Annotated in this window: 14 protein-coding genes; 3 read left to right on the top strand and 11 right to left on the bottom strand. The window is 47.5% G+C overall.

Annotation, left to right across the window (positions count from 1 at the left end):
* Window positions 1–2 precede the first annotated feature (2 nt).
* The 3 genes from LZG94_RS05150 (at window position 3) to LZG94_RS05140 (ending at window position 4,045) form a co-directional block, all read left to right on the top strand.
* A complete protein-coding gene (locus LZG94_RS05150) occupies window positions 3–986 on the top strand; it encodes a glycoside hydrolase family 43 protein (RefSeq protein WP_233790861.1) in 984 nt (327 codons plus the stop codon).
* A gap of 80 nt (window positions 987–1,066) precedes the next feature.
* Window positions 1,067–1,342 carry a hypothetical protein gene (locus LZG94_RS05145; RefSeq protein ID WP_233790860.1) on the top strand — a complete coding sequence of 92 codons (276 nt, stop codon included), beginning with the start codon at window positions 1,067–1,069 and terminating at the stop codon, window positions 1,340–1,342.
* 1,983 nt (window positions 1,343–3,325) lie between these two features.
* On the top strand, window positions 3,326–4,045 hold the full coding sequence (locus LZG94_RS05140) for a hypothetical protein (protein WP_233790859.1): 720 nt from the start codon (window positions 3,326–3,328) through the stop codon (window positions 4,043–4,045).
* A gap of 72 nt (window positions 4,046–4,117) precedes the next feature.
* Here the strand turns inward: LZG94_RS05140 and LZG94_RS05135 are convergent, their stop codons facing one another.
* The 11 genes from LZG94_RS05135 to LZG94_RS05085 form a co-directional block, all read right to left on the bottom strand.
* Window positions 4,118–4,525 carry a DUF4345 domain-containing protein gene (locus LZG94_RS05135; protein WP_233790858.1) on the bottom strand — a complete coding sequence of 136 codons (408 nt, stop codon included), beginning with the start codon at window positions 4,523–4,525 and terminating at the stop codon, window positions 4,118–4,120.
* Window positions 4,526–4,544: 19 nt separating this feature from the next.
* Window positions 4,545–7,958, bottom strand: a complete 3,414-nt coding sequence (locus LZG94_RS05130; protein WP_233790857.1) for a VCBS repeat-containing protein — start codon at window positions 7,956–7,958, stop codon at window positions 4,545–4,547.
* 153 nt (window positions 7,959–8,111) lie between these two features.
* Complete coding sequence (locus LZG94_RS05125; RefSeq protein WP_233790856.1) at window positions 8,112–9,653, bottom strand: RagB/SusD family nutrient uptake outer membrane protein; 1,542 nt, start codon at window positions 9,651–9,653, stop codon at window positions 8,112–8,114.
* A 25-nt stretch (window positions 9,654–9,678) separates the two neighbouring features.
* Window positions 9,679–12,822: a TonB-dependent receptor gene (locus tag LZG94_RS05120; RefSeq protein WP_233790855.1), complete on the bottom strand. Its 3,144-nt coding sequence runs from the start codon at window positions 12,820–12,822 to the stop codon at window positions 9,679–9,681.
* 228 nt (window positions 12,823–13,050) lie between these two features.
* Complete coding sequence (locus LZG94_RS05115; RefSeq protein WP_233790854.1) at window positions 13,051–15,213, bottom strand: alpha-glucuronidase family glycosyl hydrolase; 2,163 nt, start codon at window positions 15,211–15,213, stop codon at window positions 13,051–13,053.
* Between the two features lie 18 nt (window positions 15,214–15,231).
* Complete coding sequence (locus LZG94_RS05110; RefSeq protein ID WP_233790853.1) at window positions 15,232–17,901, bottom strand: sialate O-acetylesterase; 2,670 nt, start codon at window positions 17,899–17,901, stop codon at window positions 15,232–15,234.
* 28 nt (window positions 17,902–17,929) lie between these two features.
* On the bottom strand, window positions 17,930–19,015 hold the full coding sequence (locus tag LZG94_RS05105; RefSeq protein ID WP_233790852.1) for an endo-1,4-beta-xylanase: 1,086 nt from the start codon (window positions 19,013–19,015) through the stop codon (window positions 17,930–17,932).
* A gap of 102 nt (window positions 19,016–19,117) precedes the next feature.
* The gene (locus tag LZG94_RS05100; RefSeq protein WP_233790851.1) at window positions 19,118–21,052 is read right to left on the bottom strand and encodes an alpha/beta hydrolase-fold protein; all 1,935 of its coding nucleotides are present in this window, start codon (window positions 21,050–21,052) and stop codon (window positions 19,118–19,120) included.
* 48 nt (window positions 21,053–21,100) lie between these two features.
* Window positions 21,101–22,015: a ThuA domain-containing protein gene (locus LZG94_RS05095; RefSeq protein WP_233790850.1), complete on the bottom strand. Its 915-nt coding sequence runs from the start codon at window positions 22,013–22,015 to the stop codon at window positions 21,101–21,103.
* Window positions 22,016–22,092: 77 nt separating this feature from the next.
* The gene (locus tag LZG94_RS05090; RefSeq protein WP_233790849.1) at window positions 22,093–22,608 is read right to left on the bottom strand and encodes a VOC family protein; all 516 of its coding nucleotides are present in this window, start codon (window positions 22,606–22,608) and stop codon (window positions 22,093–22,095) included.
* A gap of 9 nt (window positions 22,609–22,617) precedes the next feature.
* Entirely contained in the window at window positions 22,618–24,297 is a 1,680-nt protein-coding gene (locus LZG94_RS05085) for a glycoside hydrolase family 43 protein (protein WP_233790848.1), read from the bottom strand.
* Window position 24,298: the final 1 nt, after the last annotated feature.

Below are 24,298 nucleotides of genomic sequence, written 5' to 3'. Positions count from 1 at the left end.
AAATGAAGTCAATCCTTATCTATTCTCTTCTCCTTTTCTCTGCATTGCAGGCGCTGGCTCAGTCGAATCAAGAGATTTTCTTTGCGGATGTAACCATTTATGTGGAGGGAGGCAGGTACTACCTCACCGGGTCCAAAGGCGGGGGCGCCGGGCCGCAGGGATTCGCATTTTTAGAATCAAAAGACCTGAAAACATGGTCGGTGCCTGCGAAATCGCAGGATTCGCTTGGTATGATCCTGACCAAAGGCGACCATACATTTGGCACAAAGGGTTTCTGGGCGCCGCAGATATTCAAAGATAAAGGCACTTATTACCTCACTTACACGGCCGATGAACAAACCGTTTTGGCTGAGTCTAGGGCGTTATTGGGTCCGTACAGACAAAAAGAAGTCGGGCCTATTGATGGGTCTGAGAAGAATATTGACTCCTATATTTTCAAGGATACCGATGGTAAATACTATCTCTATTGTGTGCGTTTTGATAAAGGTAATTACTTATATGCAGCCGAGTTTGACATGAAAACCGGGAAGGTAAAGCCCGGAACCCTGAAAAAATGTTTTGAACAGACAGAACCCTGGGAGGCAACGCCAAATTATAAATCGGCGCCGATCATGGAGGGCCCGACGGTTATCAAACTAAAAAATAAATATTACCTGTTTTATTCAGCCAACCATTTTGAGAACATCGATTATGCGATTGGCTATGCCGTAGCCGATTCACCATACGGGCCGTGGATGAAAAATAAAAGTAACCCTATTATCCATCGCTCGATAGTTGGTGAGAACGGATCAGGACACGGTGATCTTTTTGAAGGGATTGACAAGCAATTGTATTATGCATATCACATTCACAACGCATCAGACAAAGTAAGCCCGCGCAGAACGCGCATAGTGCCGGTAGTAAAAGAATGGGATGAAAAAGCCGGTGTTTATAATTTTAGTGTAAAAGGAAAAGAGGTTATTGTACCGGTAATGGCCGAGAAATAGGACCCGTCAGTAAGTATCCCGGGTGAATTCCTTTCCCCATAAAAGCTCATTTTATTTTAAGATACTGAACCATTAAATACGTGGATCATACCCAGCAGCAAGAGCAGAAGTGGGGTTTCTGGCTTACCATGTTAAACTATTTCAGCCTGGACTCAATTGCCAGATCTCTTCTCTTTAAGACGCTGAATACAACCGAAACGACTTTCAGCCAGTATTCCATCACGTTCATTATTGCGGTCATTTTGACTTTCGGAATCAAATATGTGCTACGGCACCGACCCTGGAAGGACAAGGTTTGGGTTACGGGCATTATTGTCATTATTTCGCTCACATTATACATTTTCAGATTTCTGTAACTGCCACGACCCGTTCCCAACATATCTCCCAATGATGCAAATGCTTGTAAAATATCCGGGGAATGAAGCTTTTGATTGCGGATTCCGCAAACTCTAAGGCTCCGGAGGAGCTCCCTGTTTCTAGAAAAACAATCGATAGTAATTATTTGGCCCCGGCGGGGCCTCCTGTTCCTTATTGATTGCTAATTCGCGGAGGTCCCGCTGGGGCTTTTCAATGAACTCCGGTGCCTTTCTAGAAACAGGAAGCCCCGCTGGGGCTATGCAATAAATGTGTTAAACCTATTTCTAGAAACAGGGAGCCGCTCTGCGGCTATGCGGAACTCTGTTAGATGAGGAGGGGAATTGGTTTGATACATGAGCTCCGGAGGAGCTCCCTGTTTCTAGAAAAAACAATCGATAGTAAATATTTGGCCCCGGCGGGGCCTCCTGTTCCTTATTGATTGCTAATTCGCGGAGGTCCTGCTAGGGCCTTTCAATGAACTCCGGTGCCTTTCTAGAACAGGAAGCCCCGCCGGGGCTATGCAATAAATGTGAAACCTATTTCTAGAAACAGGGAGCCGCTCTGCGGCTATGCGGAACTCTGTTAGATGAGGAGGGGAATTGGTTTGATACATGAGCTCCGGAGGAGCTCTCTATTTCTAGAAAAGACAATCGATAGTAAATATTTGGCCCCGGCGGGGCCTCCTGTCCCTTATTGATTGCTAATTCGCGGAGGTCCCGCTGGGGCCTTTCAATGAACTCCGGTGCCTTTCTAGAACAGGAACCCCGCCGGGGCTATGCAATAAATGTGAAACCTGTTTCTAGAAACAGGGAGCCGCTCTGCGGCGATGCGAAACTCTGTGAGGTTAGGCGGGGAATTGATTTGATGAATGAGCTCCGGAGGAGCTGTCTGTTTCTAGAAAAGACAATCGATAGTAATTATTTGGCCCCGGCGGGGCCTCCTGTTCCTTATTGATTGCAATTCACAGGGGCCCCGCTGGGGCCTTACCAATGAACTCCGGTGCCTTTCTAGAAACAGGAAGCCCCGCTGGGGCTATGCAATAAATGTGTGAAACCTATTTCTAGAAACAGGGAGCCGCTCTGCGGCTATGCGAAACTCTGTGAGGTTGGGCGGGGAATTGATTTGATAAATGAGCTCCGGAGGAGCTGTCTGTTTCTAGAAAAGACAATCGATAGTAAATATTTGGCCCCGGCGGGGCCTCCTGTCCCTTATTGATTGCAATTCACAGGAAGCCCCGCTGGGACCTTTCAATGAACTCCGGTGCCTTTCTAGAAACAGGGAGCCGCTCTGCGGCTGTGCAATAAATGTGAAACCTATTTCTAGAAACAGGGAGCCGCTCTGCGGCGATGCGAAACTCTGTGAGGTTGGGCGGGGAATTGATTTGATAAATGAGCTCCGGAGGAGCTGTCTGTTTCTAGGAAAAACAATCGATAGTAATTATTTGGCCCCGGCGGGGCCTCCTGTCCCTTATTGATTGCTAATTCGCGGAGGTCCTGCTGGGGCCTTTCAATGAACTCCGGTGCCTTTCTAGAAACAGGAAGCCCCGCCGGGGCTATGCAATAAATGTGAAACCTATTCCTAGAAACATGGAGCCGCTCTGCGGCAATGCCAAATGTTGTAAGGCGGGGAATTGGTTCGATACATGAGCTCCGGAGGAGCTCTCTGTCTCTAGAAAAGACAATTGATAATAAATATTTGGCCCCGGCGGGGCCTCCTGTTCCTTATTGATGGCTAATTCGCGGAGGTCCCGCTGGGGCCTTTCAATGAACTCCGGTGCCTTTCTAGAAACAGGAAGCCCCGCCGGGGCTATGCAATAAATGTGAAACCTATTTCTAGAAACAGGGAGCCGCTCTGCGGCTATGCGAAACTCTGTGAGGTGAGGCGGGGAATTGGTTTGATACATACAATGAAACGCGCCTGAGGAAATCGGTTCTGGAACGGAAATTGCTAAATGAACTACATTCATCAACATTAACCATACCATGAAAAAAATAACAACAGGTATCGCCGCATTGATGCTTATTGCAGGCGGAACGCTTTATGCACAAAGTACCACCAATCAAAATATGCCGAAACAGGGATCAAATACCACAACCCAGCAGGGTAGCTCCACTTCCGGATCACAAAATAACAGCACTACCAACAATGCAATCAATCCTACGGGACAGCGCACTGGTAGTCAGGATATTCCGGCGACGCAGAGCAACAGCGGAACCCAGGATAATTCGAACTCAGGAACGCAGAATACTAAGACTACCAACAACGCTATAAATCCTACGGGACAGCAGCCCGCGAGTCAGGGCAATACCAACTCGGCAATTCCCGAAAGTAACGGTACGCAGGGAACCAGCGGAAACTCGACTCAGTCGCAGGGAAGCAGCGCGGGTGGAACTTCGGCGTGGCCGCAGGCAACAGGTACAACAGGTGCTATCACACCCCAGTCGCAAACCCGGGCCGCGGATAATAACAGTAACAAAACAAGCAATACCTCCGGCACCCAAACCCAGGGTAACAGCGCAAACGGAACATCCGCATGGCCGCAGGCAACAGGTACCACAGGCAGCCCGGTCCCTGCCAACGAAACGGATGCGACAAAAAGTAACCTGAATGAGAGCTCAGGCAACGCATCAAAGTCTGATATGTCGGACAGCAAATCGAAGAAGAAACGGAAAGATAAAAAAAGTACTTCCGATCCGAATTAATCCGAAGTATAAGTTTGAGAATAACCCCGGCTGCGAAATGTTGGGGTTATTTTTTTGTCTGAAATTAAAAAATCAATTCTTATCGCGTATTACCCGCACAGCGATCCGCCGCTGCCAGTACATAATCAGGATTGGCGAAAGGAGTTCCAGGATCAACGAGGCGCTGATAAAAAAAGGCGGTATACCCAATTCATAGATCGATATTAACCTGGCAAGCCCGCCCAATAATATTGCGCTGCAAATCACCCTGCACGCGAAAGTCTCCTTTTCAATAACCGGTAGGATACAATAGAAAGCTATTGCAACTGCGACAGACACAGCATTCAGGAACCGCAGGTTACTATCCAAAACCAAATCCGCCGGAAGCGTCTCAGAAAAGAGTGGATTGTAGATACCCGCTAATCCCAATATTCCGGACACCAGCGGGGCAGCTGCCAAAATAGCAATCACGATCTGGAGCGCCCTCTTGCTTTTGAACATACAAGGTATTTAAATCTACTTATTTGGGTTTATTCTCGTTCAACCTGCTGACGTGCATCGTGCCTGAATTGATAGCAGTGACTAGCAGCCGTTTCTGATCAGCGCCCTTTATAAAAATACTGTTCCTGGCATCGCCTTTAATTATCAATCCGCTTTTAGCACAATCCGTTGCTGTGAATCGCCCATTTCCATTTCCCAGCAAAAGCAGCCCGGTTGACGCATCCTGTCTGCCCATATTCACTTCGTTGGGATAAAAATTGCCCGTCAAAATCACATCTTCGTACCCGTCCGCATTCACATCAGCTGTAACAATCCCAAAAACCGGCGATTTCTGGGCTTCGATGGGTAATGCGTGTATTTCAAAATTCCCTTGACCGGTGTTTTCAATGTAAGCGCTTTGCAGATAAGTCACTTCTGCGGAATATGCATCTTTCATTTCATCGGCCGAAAGCAAATCGTCAAAAGTGACCTGTGCATAATCTGCGTAATGCGGAAATTTGCGGCGAAACTGGATGACCTGCTGGTTCAATGCATCGCGCGGAACACTCGGATACCGCTTACCCTGGATGAAATAGCCCATTAGCGGGTCAAAAGTCCCATCGCCGTTGAAATCTTTTGCTACAATTTTGATAGGTTCTTTTTCCGAAGCGCGGTAAAATGTATTCAAACCTTCATTTCCGGCGATAAAATCAATATCTCCATCGTGGTCGAAATCTCCGGCTGCCAGGCTGTTCCACCAGCCCGTAAACTGGTTTAATCCGTTTGTTGCTTTTTGAGATTGCAGTGATTTTCCCTTTTTGTTTTCAAAAATCCGGATAGGCATCCACTCGCCTGCAAGCACAAGATCGTCAAATCCATCCTGATTGATATCAGCCCATAATGCGCTGCAAACCATGCCGATATTTGCGAGTTCGGGACAAAATTTGGAAGTAATATCCGTAAAATACGGCTGGCCATTTTTTGAGTCGTTCCGCAGCAGATAACTGCTCGCAGGAAGCGGATATTTCCCCGGAATACTGCGACCACCTATGAAAATATCCAGGTCGCCGTCTTTGTCAAAATCGTTGGTCACCATGCAGGAACTGCTCACCGAAATCGCCGGAAAGGCAGTTTGGGGGGCCGGCGTAAAATTTCCCTTACTATCATTCAGATACAATTGTAAGCCGTAAAAAGCCGTTTCCGTGACAGGAAGCTCGTTTCCTCCGTTCGAAACCAGCAGATCGAGGTCTCCATCCTTGTCCACGTCCAGAAACACAGCAGCTGCATTTTCGTGTAAAGAATCGTGGGAAACAACACGCTTTTCGAACCGGCCCGATGCCATTTGCAAAAAAATTGTCGGCTTACCTCCCCTGTAACTTCCACCCGCAAAAATATCTTCCAAACCATCTCCATTCACATCGCCCGACGCAATTGCAAAACCGCTTCTGGACAGCATTTTGTGCATGGTAGCAGTTTGTTTAAAATCTATAAAATTGCTTTCCATATGCTGAAAATCAGTGTTCAGTTCTTTGGAAATGTCGGTAAAGTACGGTTGTGGCTTCGGCCTAGCTGGCGCAAGTTTTTCGGAATATAATGCATCTTTCTGGTTCAGGATCAAGCGTTTATTCGCAGCAATCTTGAATAGCTTTTGTGATTTTCCGCCCGGCCACACCACTTCCAAACTATCAATGAATGCTCCGTTCCCAATCCCGAAATGCAGCAGCGGATCCACCGAAGACTGAAACCCCCTTACCACACTTAACTCAGCATATTGCTTCGTCTTGCCCGTCCAGATCGTAACCTTGCTGCCGATTCCCGACAGGTTTCCCTTTTCACCTTTAAATGTAACGGTCAGAAAGTTCGATGTCCCTTTTTCGCGACTGTTGTTTTGATATATAAATGGCCCTGAATCAATATTGTTTACCACCAGATCGAGGTCCCCGTCTCCGTCCAGATCTGCATAGGCAGCGCCATTGGAATACGAAAGTTCGTCCAGTCCCCAATCCTTGGAGGTATTTGAAAAGGTAAGGTTACCGGCGTTTTTATAGGCGTAATTGGCGATTTGCACCTCTGGCACTTTTTCGATCAGCTCCAATGCATTCTGTTGCTTGAAATTATTGGTGCCAAAATTTGAAAAATCTTCTTTAAACTGAATAAAATCACGATCTGTTACGTCGCGGCGGTAACCGTTTGTGATGAAAATATCCTTCTGTCCATCATTATCAAAATCTGCGATCAGCGGCGCCCAGCTCCAATCCGTTTTGGCAATGCCGGACAACAAACCAATCTCACTAAACATCGGTACGCCACCCGGATCGGCAGCTCCCTGATGCAGCTGCAACATATTGCGCATATACTGCAACTGGTAACCGTACTGGTCCGAAATACTCATTTCCTTGCGGTCGTAATCCTGGCCGGCAAGCATTTTCTTCTGTCGGAAATTATCTTCCGGAAGCATATCCAGCTGGAAAATATCGGGGTAAGTGTCGTTATTAATATCAGCAATATCCAGCCCCATTCCGTACAGACTCGTATGCGCAGTCGCTTCGCGGATCACATTGTTGAAGCCGGGCATTCCTGCATTTTTAGCACCACTATTCAGATAAAATATGTCACTGCTGATGAAGTCGTTTGAACAGTAAATATCTGGATAACCGTCTTTATTCAAGTCACTTACGGCCAGTCCAAGCCCAAGCCCCTCATATCTCACACCGGCTTCTTTTGAAATATTGGTAAAAACAGGAATACCATTTTCACCTGTCCCTTCATTGCGAAACAACTTGCCGGTACTGGGATACGAGCCGTCGTGGTAAGTCTTGCGGAGGTAATTGGGGTTTTGAAGATCGGGCGCGGAATTCATCATAAATGCATCCAGATCGCCGTCGAGATCAACATCAAAAAAGGCAGTTTGAACCGTGAATGAAGCATCATTCAATCCATAAACTTTGGCCATTTCCTTAAAAACGGGCACCTTACCTTCCCCAGAACCCTGATTTACAAAAAGCAGATTTTCGGTATCTGCGGCAGGCATCTTGATATGTTTTGCGACAGAAACATAAATATCCAGCAATCCATCCTGATTAATATCCACCATAGAAATTCCCGTGCACCAGCGATTCGTTTTCACGCCAGCGGCCTCCGTAATATCTTCAAATGCCCATTTTTTAGATAGTGTATCAATTTTGCTCAGATACAACCGGCAGCTCACCTGATTTCCTCCAAAGAAAATGTCCGGCTTACCATCATTGTTCACATCCCCAATCCCTACTCCGCCGCCATTGTAAAAATTAGTAAATGTGAAGGGATTAATAGAGTCGTTGGGAGTTAATGTATTGGAAAACCTGATTCCGGTTTCGGAAGATTTGTGGGAGGTAAAGAGGGCTTCCTGCTGCTTTTTGCAGGAGAAGATGAGGAGAAAGAGGAAGATGTAGCTTGCTAGGAAACGTTTTTGCATAACAACTTAAATGGTAACTTACTTTGTCACCCTGAGCGTAGCCGAAGGGGAGGTGCAGGACGCAAAGGCGTCCCGGTCCTCCCTTCGGCTGCGCTCAGGGTGACAGGCGAACTCCGCTCAAGGGGACAAGTTAAGGTAACAACCTTACTTTCATTAATATCCAGGATTCTGATCTCCCGGCTCAATTTTCGCATTATTATCAACTTCCTGCTGCGGAATAGGCAGTAATTCATGTTTGTTAGCCTGGAAATAAGCCAATGGTTCCGCTTTCTGCTTGGCCAATTTTCTCCATCTCACAATATCCCTGTTACGGATCTGCTCACCGCTGTGCTCCACACGTTTCTCGTGGACGATGGCTGCAAACACCTGGTCTTTATTAGAAACAGGGAATTTGGCTGTCGGGTAAGGCGGCATACTTACGCTTTTGCGCGCGCGGGTCATATTCAGATATTTCACGGCTTCGGCTGTATTACCCAGTTCGTTTTCCACTTCTGCAAGTGCCAGGATCGTTTCGGCAAATCGCATGATGCGCTGGTTAATACCGCCCGTCAGGAAAGATTCGTTCATTTTATACATGAGCGAATATTTTTGCCAGCTCACTTTTTGCGTCACACCGTCCACTACCGATGCATTTCCATTTTGCTGGCCGTCGGTCAGTGTATTGGCGCCCTTGTTATATTTCTCTCCTGTGAAATAGAAAGAGTCGTCGTAACGAGGATCTGTTTTTACGTCGCCTTTCGTCGTTTTTTCAAATTCTGAAAGCAAACTATTCGAAGGGATCACATTACGCCACCCTATTGCCGAATATTCCTGGGTACGTACCGTTTCTGTACCGGCAGTAGCGCCGTTTCCATCACCATCCCAGTTGTATACACCTCCGGAAGGGAAGAAATTTACCTCAAAAATAGACTCTTTATTAAACTCTGTTTCTTCCAGGAAGTTGTCATTATAGTTATCAACCAGCGCATATACATTAGAATTGTAAACTTTCAGCAACTCCGTTTTCGCACTGGCATAATCTCCTTTTTGCATAAAAACCCTTGCTAAAAGCATCTGAGCTGCTCCTTTTGTAGCCCTGCCCTGGTTTGCCGCATCGTAAGTTGCCGGCAGGTCCGCCTGGATCGCTTGCAATTCGGAGATGATGTAGGCATAAACTTCCTCCGCCGGAGCGCGTGGCAAGCTACCGTCGACAGTCAGTACATAGTTCTTGTAAAGTGGCACCCCGCCCCACATACTAACCAGCTCGTAATACGAATAAGCCCTCAAAAAACGCGCTTCTCCCAGCAGTCTGCCTTTTTCTGCGGCCGAAATGTCCGTCACTTTTTCCGAGTTGTCCACCACTGCATTGGCTCGGTGGATCAGCCGGTAATAGGCAAGCCACACAGTACCTAAAACCGAATTGACAGCGTCGTGCGTCCCGAGCAGCAATTGATTACGCGGCGTTTCGAGCTGGCCGCCACCCGCCGCCACATCGTCGCTGCGAAGATCGTGCAGGAAAAACCACTCCCGGGCTACCAGGTTGTTCGATTTCAGCATGGAATACACACTTGTCACGCCGCTGTTCAGCTCAGCCCCGTTTTTATAGTAACCTTCCACGGTCACACCGTTTGGGTTGGTTTTTTCAAGGACATCGTCGTTACAGGCGAACACTATGCCAAATAGAAAAACATATAGGATAATCAGTCTCTTTTTCATTTCAATTCCTTTAAAAGTTTCAATGTCAAAATCCTACGCTCAATCCTACCTGCAAAGTTCTCGGCTGCGGGTACATGCCGTAATCGATCCCGTTGATCAGCTGTGTTGCGGTATCGGTAGAAGATCCGTTCACCCCAATTTCAGGGTCCAATCCTGAGTACTTTGTGAAAGTCAGCAGGTTCGTTGCGGAAACGTAAATCCTCGCTTTCGTAATGAATTCATTTGTCAATGCAGATAGTACTTTCGTCGGTACTGCATAGCCGATGCTGATATTTTTGATCCGCATATAGGAGCCGTTTTCCACAAAACGATCACTCGTACGACTGTTGTTGTTCGGGTCGCCACTGATCGCTCTTGGCACATCGGTATCCGTGTTGGTTGGTGTCCATGCATTCAGAACCTCCGTTCCTGCATTGAATAACCGCAGCATTCCCTGCTCGATCACCTTCGTTCCATTGTAAATTTTATTACCCTGAACACCTTGCAGATACAATGTAAAATCGAAGTTTTTATAATTCCCTCCCAAATTCGCCCCGTAGCTGAACTTTGGAATGAAGCTGCCCAGATAAGTCCGGTCGGCAGGCGTGATCTTGCCGTCGCCATCCCGATCTTTGAACCGGATATCCCCCGGTGCAGCCGCGTCCTGGTACTTGGTTTTGTCATCTCCATCCAGCGAATTGGCAGCATTGATCTCGCCCGCGTTCTGGAAAATGCCATCAACCTGATATCCAAAAAATGACTGAATCGGATGTCCTGCTTCGGTTTTTGTAATGTCGCCGCCCCCAAAGTCTGCATTAGCACCTGAGAAAAGTGTCGCACTTTCAGACGCAAGGCTCAGCACTTTGTTTCTGGTAATGTCCAGGTTTGCAGAAGCATTCCATTTAAAATCACCGTCGTTCTTGCTGTAACCCAACTGAAATTCATAACCCCAGTTTTTCATACTTCCAATGTTTGACAAAGGAGAGGTAGAATAGCCCACCGAATTCGGGATCGGAACCTGCAACAATAGTCCGTCTGTATTACGCTGATAAGTTTCCGCAGTGAACGTGACGCTGTTATTGAACAAAGCCAGGTCTACACCAAGGTTCGTCATTGTAGTACTTTCCCATTTCAGCTGCGTATTAGCAAGTGAACTGAAATATGAACCCAGCACCTTATTTCCACCAAAAACATAATTACTGTTATCAGCCGACACAAGCGCCTGCCAGGCATAGCTACCGATACCATTAAAACCGGTTTGTCCGTAACTCGCGCGGATTTTCAGTTCGGAGATCTGCGGAACTGATTTCAGGAATTCCTCCTCGCTGATACGCCAGCCCAGTGAAAGAGACGGGAATGTACCCCATTTGTTGCCCGGTGCAAAACGGGAAGAACCGTCGCGGCGAATGGAGCCGCTCAGCAGATATTTTCCTGCATATTCATAATTCAAACGACCCACATACGAGAGCAGCGAACTTTCATCTAATGTACTCGTAGCATTTGGATTGGAAGCGCCCTGCAATTCGTCGATGTCATTATTCGGGCGGTATCCCGATCCGTTCAGTGTACTGGTGCGGAAAGTTTGCTTGTCCACGATCGCCGTTACATTCAGTAAATGTTTGCCAAAATTCTTTTCAAATGTCAGCTGGTTAGTCAGCACCGGAGAGAAAAAGCTCGTGCGGTTGTCCTGGATCTCGTATTGTGTACGCGATTTAAAACCATCATTATAAATAGGAAACTGATTGACCGTGTTCGCAGAAACGATATCTGCACCAAAACTGAACCGGTATTTTAAAAAGCTGGTCAATCGCACTTCTGCAAAAATAGAGCCGAGCAATTTGAGGCGCTGGTTGCGGGTTACGTCCATCAATGCAATGCGGACGGGATTGTCGGGGTCACTTCCATCGGCAGCGGTCGGCGAGCTGTAACCGCCGGGTTTTGTCGGGTCATTAACAGGCCAGTAAGGCAGATTCCGGATCATTTGCATCACCGCGGTACGGCCTCCTCCGAATCCCTGTTCGCCGCGCGATCTGTCATAAGATACGGTTAAAGTCTGCCCGATATTCAGAAATTTAGCTACCTGGTGATCCGAATTGAGACGCACATTCGCGCGTTTGTAATTGGTACCTATCAATATTCCTTCCTGATCAAAATAGCCCGCAGAGGTAAAAAACCGGGAAACAGCATTGCCGCCGGAAACGGAGATCTGATGCTGCTGGATCGGCGCGTTGCGGAACATCACGTCCTGCCAGTTGGTATTGGTTTGCGCAAAAGTCTGCGTCGCTCCCGCATAAATAGGCTGATTCAGATCTGTCAACCGGCCTGGCATTGCAATGCCTGCATTACCCAACAGTGCCGTCGCATATTGAATATATTGGTCTGTATTGAGCACATCCAGCTTTTTCCAAGCCGATTGCGTACCTACATAAGTATCCAGGTTTACATGCAGCTTTCCGTCTTTTGACCCTTTTTTGGTCGTGATAATGATCACCCCGTTGGAAGCCCTTGAACCGTAGATCGCGGCGGAACTTGCATCCTTTAAAACTTCCAGCGATTCAATATCTTTCGGATCGAGGTTATTCAGGTCACCTGCGGGAATTCCGTCGATCACATAGAGCGGCCCGGAAGCGTAATTAATGGAACCGATCCCCCTTATACGTACAACCGGCGTTTGCCCCGGACTACCGTTATTGACCACGCGAACACCGGGCACCCGGCCCTGTAAAGCCTGCTCGGCACTTACGACCGGCAATGCAGTCAGTTCTTTGGGTGAAACCGAAGATACCGCTCCGGTTAGCGATGATTTCTTTTGGGATCCATATCCGATTACCACCATCTCTTCCAAAGCCTGGTCTTCGGCGGTAAGCCGGATATCTATCCGGGTTTTGGTACCTACCTCAACTTCCTGCTTGGCATAACCTATAAAGCTGAATACCAGCACGCTGCTTGGTGAAGGCACGCTGAGTGAGAACTCCCCTTTCGTATCTGTGGTGGTTCCTACACTACTGCCTTTCAAAGTAACATTCACTCCTGGTAAAGCCTCGCCGTTGTCGGCAGTAACCTTACCTGCAACCTGTTGATCTGCAAATCCTCCGGCCCATACGACCTGAAAAGACAGTAGTAGCAAAATCACAGACCCGCTTAACCATGTACCCTTGAAACAGGGAAAAGTTTGTAATCGATTTTTCATAGATTCGACTTAAATGTTAAGATGACACTTGTTAAACAGCACAAAATTTTCCCTGAAAGGAACAAAAGAAAGAACAGCACGCGGAATAAGGAACGCTGAATTTATCCAATTTTTCACCAGATAGATCCTATATACAAATATAAACTCTTTTAATTATCTGTCAAGGCTACACTTAATAAAAATATTATTTTTTTACGATTATTTATTATTCTTTGAGCAGAGGTCAATTTACCTGATCAGGTACACGTTCACAGACTTTTTTACCTCTTCCAAAGTTTGCTTAGGCGGTTCAAAACCTGCGGGAACAGGTTGTTTGGCAAATGTTTGCAAGTACAAAACCCAGGCATCGCGCCACCAGATAGCCTCCCGCCGCTGAACTTTCAACCGGTCTGCCACATCAGCATAAACTTGCGGATCAAGACCCGGCTTGGCCAGGTCCCATTGCTGCTGCATCCACAGGACGGAATCCGCGCCGGTGTAAAATCGGGTGCAAAGTTCCTCCCATAATGTTCGTCCTGTATTTAGTTTTTTGTCCCAGCGTACATGGTGGAACCAGAGCAAATAAGGCAAAGGTGTCTGGTCGGGATTGTTCCATTGTTGCTGCACTTCCGGGCGATACTGAGCCAGTGCATTGCTTCCCGAAGCTGTCCGGTCAAAGCCAAGCCCGATAGAATCGGCGCGGTGATAGTATACGGCAGTCCAGTCGGGCCGTGAACCCTTGTTTTGCCAGGGTTCGGGTGCGAAGTGAACGCCCATCCATGGCCGGGAAAGGCCAATCGGCGTGTTATAATCGACGTAAATTTCTCTTGATCGCAACATTAATGCAGTAATGTGCCCACTTGCTTTTTGATTTTGGGTCAAAGTCAATGCAATCCATTCACGCGCGATCTGCTCCGAACTCAGCTGATGGTCCCAGCTCAATCGTCCGAATGCATACCAGTTGGCCTGCGCAAGCGGATGTCCGGTCCAGTTCCGGCTGTTACCCGTATTGGCCACGCCTGCCATGAGTGTGCGCGAATAGTTATGCAGACTTCCATCGACAACCTTAGCGACCGTCGATCCAGCACCATTTACATAAGTATCCGAATCCAGGCATTCTTTAAAAATAGGTGCTTCGTAAACGGCGTGGGTGGCAAATCCCAGATATTCCTGGGTGATCTGAAATTCCATCCCCAGGGGCGTTTTTGGCATATTTCCAAAAAGTGGAGAAAACGGCTCGCGGGGCTGAAAATCAATCGGGCCATTCTTAACCTGCACGATCACTTTCGGATCAAATTTGCCGTCAAGCGGCACAAATTCCTCGTAAGCGGCTTTGAAGCGATCCGCATTGGGATCGGCTTTGTAAACAAACGCCCGCCAGACCACGATCCCTTCATAAGGTTGGAATGCTTCGGCCAGCATGTTGGCACCGTCCGCATGCGTGCGACCATAATCCTGAGGCCCAGGCTCTCCTTCTGAATTTGCTTTTACCAAAAATCCGCCGAAATCAGGAATCTCTTTATAGATCTGCGCGACTTTTTCTTTCCACCAGGCACGCACCTGCGGGTCGAGCGGGTCGGAGGTTTTGAGCCCGCCTAAGGTTTTTGGCGCAGCAAAATAAACGGATAAGTAAGTTTTTATCCCATATTTACGCATCACATTGGCTACCGCAGCAACCTTCACAATGTATTCCTGAGACATGAATCTGGCGCTGGCGTTCACATTGTTCAGGACCGTTCCGTTAATTCCCAGCGACGCATTGGCCCGCGCATAATCCGCATAACGCGGGTCTACACGCTCAGGCAGTTCGTACCATTTCCAAAGCGATTGTCCTGCATAACCCCGCTCAATGGTCCCATCCGGGTTATCCCAATGATTCAGCATCCGATAACGCACTTTCGGGCTGCTGGCAAGGTTTAATCCCTTGATCGGAAGCTGCATCTGCATGTGCCTCAATAGGGCAAATGTTCCGTAAAGAATGCCTTGCTGAGATTTGGAGCTTACAATAATGTTGCCCCCCGACAATTGGATCTGATAACCTTCCACCCGCTGCGTAGTGTCCGCATTTGTTTCAATTTTGAAAGCTATTCCGCCCGATTTCCCGGCGAACGATTCGGTGACATTCACAGATTTACCCAGCAGCTTACCCAATCCCATTTGCAGTTCCTGAGTCGCACTCTGCATAATTTCACCCGCCACCGGCTGACCAATAAATGCTGCATATTTTGAATATTCCGATCTCACAGAAGCGTTCTTAACCGCCTCATATTTAAGCCATAACCGATATCCATCATCTCCATCAGAAGCTAACGCTTCGGCGCCCGACGCTTCGGCGCCCGACGGATCAGCAGCGAACAATTTGAAGCCAATCAACAGGCAGCCAAGAAATGTGATAAAACGGCTTTTCATCATGGTCGGGTTTTACTAAAATTATTTTTTCAAAAGTTGAATATGCTCTGCGACATTACGCATGGTATCCACATAAATTTCTTTTTCATTTTCTTTCAGATAATGCAGTAACTCGCTGTGTGCCTGGTTGGAAACATTCAATGCATGCTCTCCGCCCACGCCGTGAAACAGAAAAACAAGCATCTTCCCGCTCTCCTGCGCCTGCTTTACCAGCTCGATCATTTCCTTTCCTGATTGTTCCACCATCGAATAGCAGTCAATATCCATCAGCTTCTGTTCTTCAAATGCGTGCATTTCGTGCCTGACAGCTCGTGCAGCTATAAATTCGTTAGAAAGTGTTTGTATAAATTCCCCTTCCGTCACCTTTTTATGTCCGCAAGTGAAGGCGAATGTGCGCTTATCAAGACCATCGATCGACTTCAAAAATGCATTGCACATCCGGATCTCATCCTGGATCCGGCCCATGCTGTATTTGCTGAGATCGTACTCCGGCTTGACCCAGCTCATGCCAGATTGCGTTGCGTCGCACGGGTGGTAAAGCGTGTGGTTGCCCAGTTCGTGCCCATTAGCAGCGGCGGCACGCCAGTCTTTGATCCGGTTACGGGCAGCGTCCGAGGAAGCGGTCAGGTAAAATGATCCCTTCAAACTGAGCGAATCAAGCGCTGGAATAACATTATCCAGATGGACATTTAAGGCGTCGTCATAAGTCAATACGACTGCACATTTTTTCCCTTTCCAGGGTTTGGTTTCATCCAGTTGTTCGCCGTCAGTCCGGAATGGCGATGCCGGAAGATTTACCGAATTGCAAAAGTTGATTCCTTCCGGGTTATCCTGCCAGGCATAGCGGATGTATCTGGGTGTTTTTATCTTTTCGCTGCTCAGTTCAATCTGATCTTTTCCAATGATTTTGGCATCGGCCCAAACAAATTTCTTGTCATCACCCGCAAGGGCAAACCAGCGCAATGGTTCTGCATCGGCTGATTTAATCCCATCCGCAACATGATCGAAAGTTAGGATGATTTTATCGCCCGAAATGCTTTGCGATTTCATCGTCGGGCCGCTGTAAACCACATTTTTGTTTCCATAGGCTAGATTTCTGGCAGACAGCGCCAGTCTTCTTCCGATTTCCTTCTTATTCAGCGGGTGGATGTCATTCCATTCTCCCAAATCGAGCGTGACTGTTACAGCCGTGTTTTTTAATGTTAATGCTCTGTTCTGCGCTTCGCGAAGCAATGCCATATTGCTTTCCGCCGGCGTGAAATCAATGTCTTCAAAATTAGGAAGCTGCACGACCAGAAATGGCAAATCCTGATCATTCCAAAGTCTGCGCCGGTCGTTGATCAGTGCGCGTAAAAGGGCATTGTATGGTTCGGGATCTCCAACATTCGTCTCCCCTTGATACCAAATGAAACCTTTCAATTTCATGGCCAGCACCGGTGCGATCATCGCATTGTAAAGTGCGGTAGGCTGGTTTTGCGCGACAAACGGAGTTTGCTTACGATCTGCCATTTTCGCCCTTTCAAAAACCTGTCCGACCTTATATTGCCACGTTCCTTTCAGATCAACCTGCTGATCATTGGCCGTCATGAAATAAGGCTTATCCGGCACAAAACCGCCCTTTCCCATCGAATTCGTCACCCGGATCACAAATGTATTTTTGCCCGCCTTCAACAAACCTGCCGGAATTTCATAACGCCGGGGCGGATACTGGTAAGTTACCCTGCCAATGCTTTTTCCGTTGACAAACATTTCATCCGCATCCACAATGCGTCCCATATACAACTTTACCGGCTTGCCGATCCAGCTTTCGGGCACTTCAAATTCCCTGCGAAACCACACCACACCATTCAGATCTTTCAGCCCCTGATCTTCCCAATAACCAGGAATGTTGAAGTTCCGCCAGCCTTTGGGCGGGTAGGAATCGCTTTCCCAATGTTCGGTTAGTCCCAGATCGGTTGACTGCTGTTTCGGAGGCGCATTTTTAATGTCTTCCAGCTTCCTTGCTTTTACATAGGAAGTGTCTTTGTTTTGAATGATAACCTTTTGAATGTCAGCAAAGTCCTTATAACCTCCTTCACTGATCCACGCTTCAATCGGCGTGCCTCCTACCGAGCTGTTGATGATGCCAATCGGCACTTTGTATTGGTCGTAAAGGTCCCTTGCGAAAAAGTACGAAACTGCTCCAATGCCAAGCACGTCTTTGGGATTTGCCGACTTCCATTCGGCATTTGGAAAATCCTGCTGCGGACCGTTGAGATCGGTTAATGTGGGGATAAAAAAGTTACGGATATCGGGATAATTGGCAGTCGCGATGTCATCGGGATAACGTTCTTTCACGCGCTCCATGTTGATCACCATATTGCTCTGTCCGTTGCAAAGCCACACGTCACCGAAAGCGATATTCTTAACGGTTAGCCGGTTTTTGCCCTTGAAGATCATTTCAAGACCTGTCCCGGCAGGCTGTGCAGGTAGCTGGATTTTCCATGTGCCATCCGCGCCAGTCACCGCGCTCTGACTCTTGTTTTTGAATGTTACCGTCACCTTTTCCTTCGGCGTGGCCCAGCCCCAAACCGTGACCGGCTGGTCGCGCTGCAAAACCATGTTATCCGAGATCAGCTTGGGCAGCCGGATCTGAGCAAATGTTTGGCCGGAGATGAAGATCAGTAACAGTAAAAACTTCACAATGTGCATTAGCAGGACGGGTAATAGAATCAAGCTTTTAAAAATTCACGACACCTTCGAAAGCCTTCTTAGGCTTGAAATTCTGATCAAAAAGCAACGGATAATCTTTACGGCCGGGAACCGGGAAATTATCCAGCCAGGTCGTTTTATCTGAAACATTCCAAAAGGTGACGCCTGTTATGGTGCCTTTGTGTTTGCGGAACGTGTCGAAAATCATCTTATAATGGGCGGCTTGCTTCTGCTCCATTTCAGGTGTGAAAACACTGTTTTCATCGCCTGCTTTTCTTTGTCTGCGTTCATGCTCTTTGGGATGAACCGAAACATCCAGCTCCGTGATCTGGACAGCCAGTCCCAGGCTGGCAAACTGTGTGATTGACTTTTCCAACTCCGCCTGGGTCGGTTCGAAAATAGACCAATGCGCCTGCAACCCTACCCCGTGGATCGGGACATTTTTCTCCTTTAATTTTTTGACCAACTGATAAATTTTCTCCCTTTTTACAGTGCTTTCCGTGTTATAATCATTGTAAAAAAGCTTGGCGTCCGGATCTGCGGCATGCGCATATTCGAATGCTTTTTGAATGTAATCTTCACCTATGATCTGGTAAAATTTGGATTCGCGGTAAATGCCTTTTCCAGTGTCCGGAACGGCTTCGTTGACAACGTCCCAGGCGTAAATCTTGCCTTTGTAGTGCGTCATCACATCAGTAATGTGCTGTTTCAAACGCGATAACAGTTCATCACGAGAAACTTGCGCGCCGGTTGAATCCGTGAAGAACCATTTGGGCGTCTGGTTATGCCAGCAAAGCGTATGGCCGCGCACCTTAATGCCGTTTGTTTCTCCAAATGCAACAATTGCATCCACATCTTTCCAGTTGTAGCGATCCTTTTCGGGATGGATCGGTCCCATTTTCATCGCGTTTTCAGGTGTAATGCTATTGAACTGCTGCTTGATCAGCTCCGCTTCCGGCCCGGCTACGCTTCTCGGCGAAACGGCCACTCCGATTGGGAAATAATCCTTGTAGGCTTCTTTGAGCGACTTCTGAGCCAGAAGACTTTGGGATGAAAACAATGCCGTGGAGATGGCGAGTGTTTTTAACCAGATTGATGATGAGTGAATGGGCATGTTGATGAATTTTGAATGAGTGAATGAGTGAATGAGTGAATGTTTAAACAACCAATGACCTAATGACCTTTTGACCTAATGACCTTTTAACCCAATGACTTTTTACTTAAACAACACCTGCGAAAACCCATGCAGATCGTGGCGCCAGACTGGCCAGGTGTGACCGCCGGGATATTCGCTATACTGGTATTTGATGCCGAGTTCGTCATATTTAGAGAGCATGATTTTGCAGTTTTTGTAAGCAATATCCTGCTCGCCGCCCATGGAGATCCAGAAGTTTTTCAGATTGCCGTTGATCGCCTGCACATTGTCTTTGGCAAATGCATAATGCGGACCGGATAATGCGTCGTTATTGGCAAACCAGCCGGAACTGAAAACGCCCAGGGACGAAAACATATCGGTGTTTTTGACACCTGCATATAACGTTTGTATGCCCCCCATCGACAAGCCAGCCAGTGCACGGTGAGCTGCGTCAGCTTGTACGCGGAAAGTGCTTTCGACGAATGGGACAGCGCCTTGTTTCAATTCATTCTCAAAAAGTTTGAGGAATCCGTCACCCGCAGTGGTCATGCTGCCCGGCCCCATCGGACTGCCAAGGTTTCCATCCATCATTACTACGATCATAGGCTTGGCTTTTCCTTCCGCAATGAGGTTATCGAGGATCAAATTGGTTTTCCCTTGCGTGGCCCAGCCCCGCTGATCTTCGCCGCCGCCGTGCAACAGGTAAAGAACCGGATATTTTTCAGTGGATTGGTCGTAGCCGGGAGGCGTGTACACATACATTTCGCGCCAGGAATTGCTGGCTTTGGACAAGTATTTATTGACACGGATATCCCCGTGCGGCACGTCCTTCATGGCATAATAGCCTCCGTTTCGGAAAGGGATTTCAATGCCGCTCGCCATGCGTCCCATGCCATAAAAGGATTCACTGGCAGGATCCGCTAATGCAACACCGTCGATCAGCAGCGAATAATAATGAAAGCCTTCGCCAATGGAGTCCGTTGTTACCGACCATATGCCCGCCGTGTCCTTTACCATATCATACTTTTTACCCAGATCGATCTGCACTTTTTGTGCATTGGGCGCTTTGGTGCGGAACACAACCCGATTATCCGGCAGGATCTGCGGATATTTTACATTGCGGATGTTGGTTGCCGCAGGTGATCCCAGAATGGTGTATTTCGTCAATGAAGGAACATCGACCGGTTTGAATAAAAACTGCGAAAACATGTACAAACCATTTTTCCAAACCTTGAAATCATGCACGCCGGGTTCAATGTAAAAGACGTGCGGGACATTGTTTTCAAACAAATAATCATGCGTGCGTTTGCTGAATGTAATCAGCCTATCCTCGTCGCCGCACGAAAGGAAAAGCAGTTTCAATTTCTTTTTGGCATCCTCCGGATTCGGCATTAGCTCAGCAGGCGCTTTCGTATTGGGAGCGGAAGAAAACCCGCCTACCCAAGCAAATTGGTCCAGATTTCCCAAACCAAAGTTCAGCGACTGCCCGCCGCCCATCGAAAGTCCAGCAATCGCACGGTGCTCACGGTCTTTTAAAACCGGATATTTACTTTCCACAAAAGGGATCAGATCTTTGAGCAGATCTTGTTCAAATGTAGCGAAAGCGGCCACCTTATCAGGCGCCATAATGTTGCCCGTCGCCCTATCGTCTTTCATGGCCCGGCCATTCGGCATAACCACGATCATCGGTTCTATTTTCTTTTCGGCATACAAATTATCCAGGATCAGCTGCGGATTGCCGCCTTTCAGCCACTCCTTTTCGTCCCCGCCAATGCCATGCAGCAGATAAAGGACAGGATATTTTTTCTTTTTATTGAAACCGGGAGGCGTATAAACCAGCGCCTTACGCTTGTTCCCAACGGTTTTAGAATCATACTGGACCGAATCAATCTTCCCTGCTGCAACACCCGCCTGCGCTGTGTCGTAACCTTTGGGCATTTCTTTCAAAATCTCCTGCGCCTGACCTACGAAAGCGAGTAGTGCGAGGCATATTGCAATGGGAAAAAGTCTTTTCATGGTTTAAGAAAGATATTGGTTCTGTACTAATAGATCGTTTTTGCTACACTAGGGCATTTGGAAAGAGTCTTCGGAACGCAGGCTCTGACTAGCGGCTGTTGGGAAATTGGCAGGAACCGGAAACGTCACTTTGCCTGTCGCCAGCCACTCTGCCGCCCTGATAACTGAGGTCTGATAACCCATGCAGCGATAAGCTGGCGGGTAACTTTCTCCTTTCCAAAGATGCCCCAAACTTGAATTGTAAACCCGGCCTTTGCCATATTTCACAACCCATTCCACCGGCCAGGTCCTTTTCGTACTCGTACTATCGAAAGCGCATGAAAGCACGCTGATGTTTTCTGCTGGTCCGCGGGGAAAATAGTAAACTTCCGTGTTGGCTGTCTGCCACTTTTTGGGATATCCATTATTAATCGGATGAGGTGTCAGAACCTGAATCAATGCATTGAACCTGTCGCCATGGCCGGTCCCTTTTCCTTCATTTGGTGCGATCCGGGTAATTTTTTTGGCCTCATCAACCTCCAAAGCATATCCTTCGGAAGCCTGCCGCCAACCCAGTCCGATCATTTTATCGTATTCTTTCCAATGGGAAAATGCATTGTTCGCTGAATGCAGAATGTATAAACCACCGCCGTTCCTGACATATTCTTCCAATTGCTTTTCGGCATGAGTTGGCCAGCGCAGATTGGGGTTTTGAATGTTGTTGGTATTTTGAACAATCAATGCATACTTGGTGAAATCGGGGTTCCATGCACTTCGTTCCAAACTATCCGCAGGAACTGTACTAACCTCCACCAGAAAACGCCCACTTTCTTCCAGTATCCATTTGGTTACCGCCGTGGTTTGTTTCCAATCATGGTTACTGAACCCATCCACGATCAAAACGCGTATCGGTTTCGGTTTTTGAGCCAGGACATTCAGGGAGACACAGGCAGACAGCATCAAAACAAGACAATTTCTAAGCATAATCGTATCATTAAATTAACTTACAAAGCACCTGAGACCCATATTGACCGTCTGCTCAAAGCGAGGAACCGCCTTCCCTATTCAAGTGCGCCGATCAGCTCCACGAATGTGCCGTCGGGATCCTGGACCAGAACGAAATGCGAGTCTTTTGTCAGCGGTGTGGGCGTGCTTCCCAGGAAAGTCACGTTTTGTTCTTTCAGCCTGTCGATGATTGGTTTTAAGGATTTAACCTGAATAGTAATATACTGCGGGCCTGTATCGTCCTGGATGAACTTCGATTTGGAATGGTTCGCCTTTTTGCCGAAACTCATCAGCTTCCAATCCGTGCCTTCCGGGCCATTTTCGAGTTTCAGAATGTTAACTTCAACAGCTTCACCGCCTGTTAACCCGCCTCTTTTCCCAAATTCCGCATTGATCGTGAAGTTGCCAGTTTTGACCATGCCAATTCCTTTGACATAAAAATCAAGCGAACGCTGCATGTCCGACACCACCACGCCAACGCCGATGGATTTGCTTTTGAAATTGGATTGCGCGTGAACAACGCTACCAAACAGGAGCGCACTGATTATGAACAGATTCTTAATGGTGGACATTTTCATAGGTTATTTGATTGTCTTAAAAATTGGGTCATTGCCGCTGTATTTGAGATATTTAAATGAAGCGGAATTGCTGGTTTGCTCACCGGATGAAGTGGCGTACATGCCGAACAAACAGCCTATAAAGCCACCTGCAACTTCGGTACTCAGGAATTTGGCGTCAACTTTGTCTTTGAGCAATTCCCAGGCAGCGCCTTTGGAAAAATAAAAACTGTAAGTATCGCCTTCTGCCACAATGCGCAACTTAACCGGCGTGGAATCGTCCGAAACGGACTTTTCCGACATCAATTCCATTTCCTTACCTCCCGCCGCACTCTTAAAAAGCTGCAACACGTGCTTTCCGCTTTTAATGGATTTGCTCAAAAAGTAAAAATGCGATTCGTCCTGAAAAATGGTCAGGCCGGCTCTTTCCTTTTCTGTTTTGGGAGAAAAATTTAGCTCCGTTTCGGCGGTGCAGTATAAATGCTGCTGGCGCTTTCCGATGAACGAAGGATTGCCCAATTCCATAATGGTTTCGGGTTTCAGCTTCATTGTCAGGCCGTTCTGCTTGGACAAGACAAAGGAGCTGCTGTCAATCGTCCGCATGAAAAGCAACGCAGGATCAAGCTTGTTTTCGAATGTTAATGTATATTCAAAATTGCCAGCCTGCGGAAGCGCGTCTTTTTGTTTTACTTCCTTGTAGCTTACTTGATATTGATAATCAACATTTTTGGTAGGTGGATTAATCACCGGCCAATCGTTTTGCCATTCCACCGGCGCGATGAATGTTTCGCGGCCTGTGTTGTAATAATTGCCTTCATAAGGTCTCACAGCCAGGAAAATCGCGTACGTTTTTCCATCAGGACCATCCACAAATTGTGCGTGACCGGCTGACGTGATCGGATCTTTGCGGTCATCAGGCAGTCCTTTCTGCGTTAAAATTGGGTTGTTTTCATAAGGAACAAATGGCCCCCAAACCGATTTGCTGCGGAAAACAACTTCTGTATGGTTGACGGAGGTTCCGCCTTCGGCTGCATAGAGATAATACCAGCCATTACGCTTCATAATATGCGGCGCTTCAATCCAAACAGGCTTTTTGCTCAGATCCACGCCTCCGTTGACGAGCTGCTTTTCTTCTCCGATAACCTTCAATGTGAGCGGATCCAATTCATAAATCCGGATCGTTCTGTGGCCGGAATACAATGGTTTTCTATCCGGGGCATCGCTGTTATAGATGATGTAAGCTTTGTTATCATCGTCAAAAAACAGCGACGGATCAATGCCGCGTGCTTGCGGAATGCGGATCGGGTTACTCCATGGGCCGGCCGGATTTTTGGAAGTAACTACGAAGTTTCCATCATGGTCAATGTCCGTGCAAGTCACATAAAATGTGCCCTTATGATAGCTGATTGCAGGTGCAAAAAGTCCTCTTGTCAGTTTCTCACCCATAAAATCCATCTGTGAAGCGCGGTCGATCACATTGCCGATCTGCTTCCAGTTCTTTAAATCCTTGCTGTGAAAAACCGGGATACCGGGAAAATAGGAGAATGTCGAGTTGACCAGATAATAGTCCGTGCCAACCTGCACTACGCTGGGATCAGGATAAAAGCCTGTTAAAATCGGATTGACCAGTGTGGTTTGAGCCGACACGAGTTGTCCTATACAAAGCACAGCAACCAGCGTTGCGGAGATAAAATATTTGATCATT

Origin of the sequence: Dyadobacter sp. CY343 (assembly GCF_021390335.1) — a bacterium.
Taxonomy (GTDB): Bacteria; Bacteroidota; Bacteroidia; order Cytophagales; family Spirosomataceae; genus Dyadobacter.
The sequence above is the reverse complement of the archived record's forward strand: the minus strand, read 5'-3'. Positions and strand labels throughout refer to the sequence as shown.

Coding starts and splice junctions, on each gene's coding strand:
- LZG94_RS05150 (WP_233790861.1), top strand. CDS start 3: ATGAAGTCAATCCTTATCTATTCTCTTCTCCTTTTCTCTGCATTGCAG.
- LZG94_RS05140 (WP_233790859.1), top strand. CDS start 3,326: ATGAAAAAAATAACAACAGGTATCGCCGCATTGATGCTTATTGCAGGC.
- LZG94_RS05135 (WP_233790858.1), bottom strand. CDS start 4,525: ATGTTCAAAAGCAAGAGGGCGCTCCAGATCGTGATTGCTATTTTGGCA.
- LZG94_RS05130 (WP_233790857.1), bottom strand. CDS start 7,958: ATGCAAAAACGTTTCCTAGCAAGCTACATCTTCCTCTTTCTCCTCATC.
- LZG94_RS05125 (WP_233790856.1), bottom strand. CDS start 9,653: ATGAAAAAGAGACTGATTATCCTATATGTTTTTCTATTTGGCATAGTG.
- LZG94_RS05120 (WP_233790855.1), bottom strand. CDS start 12,822: ATGAAAAATCGATTACAAACTTTTCCCTGTTTCAAGGGTACATGGTTA.
- LZG94_RS05115 (WP_233790854.1), bottom strand. CDS start 15,213: ATGATGAAAAGCCGTTTTATCACATTTCTTGGCTGCCTGTTGATTGGC.
- LZG94_RS05110 (WP_233790853.1), bottom strand. CDS start 17,901: ATGCACATTGTGAAGTTTTTACTGTTACTGATCTTCATCTCCGGCCAA.
- LZG94_RS05105 (WP_233790852.1), bottom strand. CDS start 19,015: ATGCCCATTCACTCATCATCAATCTGGTTAAAAACACTCGCCATCTCC.
- LZG94_RS05100 (WP_233790851.1), bottom strand. CDS start 21,052: ATGAAAAGACTTTTTCCCATTGCAATATGCCTCGCACTACTCGCTTTC.
- LZG94_RS05095 (WP_233790850.1), bottom strand. CDS start 22,015: ATGCTTAGAAATTGTCTTGTTTTGATGCTGTCTGCCTGTGTCTCCCTG.
- LZG94_RS05090 (WP_233790849.1), bottom strand. CDS start 22,608: ATGTCCACCATTAAGAATCTGTTCATAATCAGTGCGCTCCTGTTTGGT.
- LZG94_RS05085 (WP_233790848.1), bottom strand. CDS start 24,297: ATGATCAAATATTTTATCTCCGCAACGCTGGTTGCTGTGCTTTGTATA.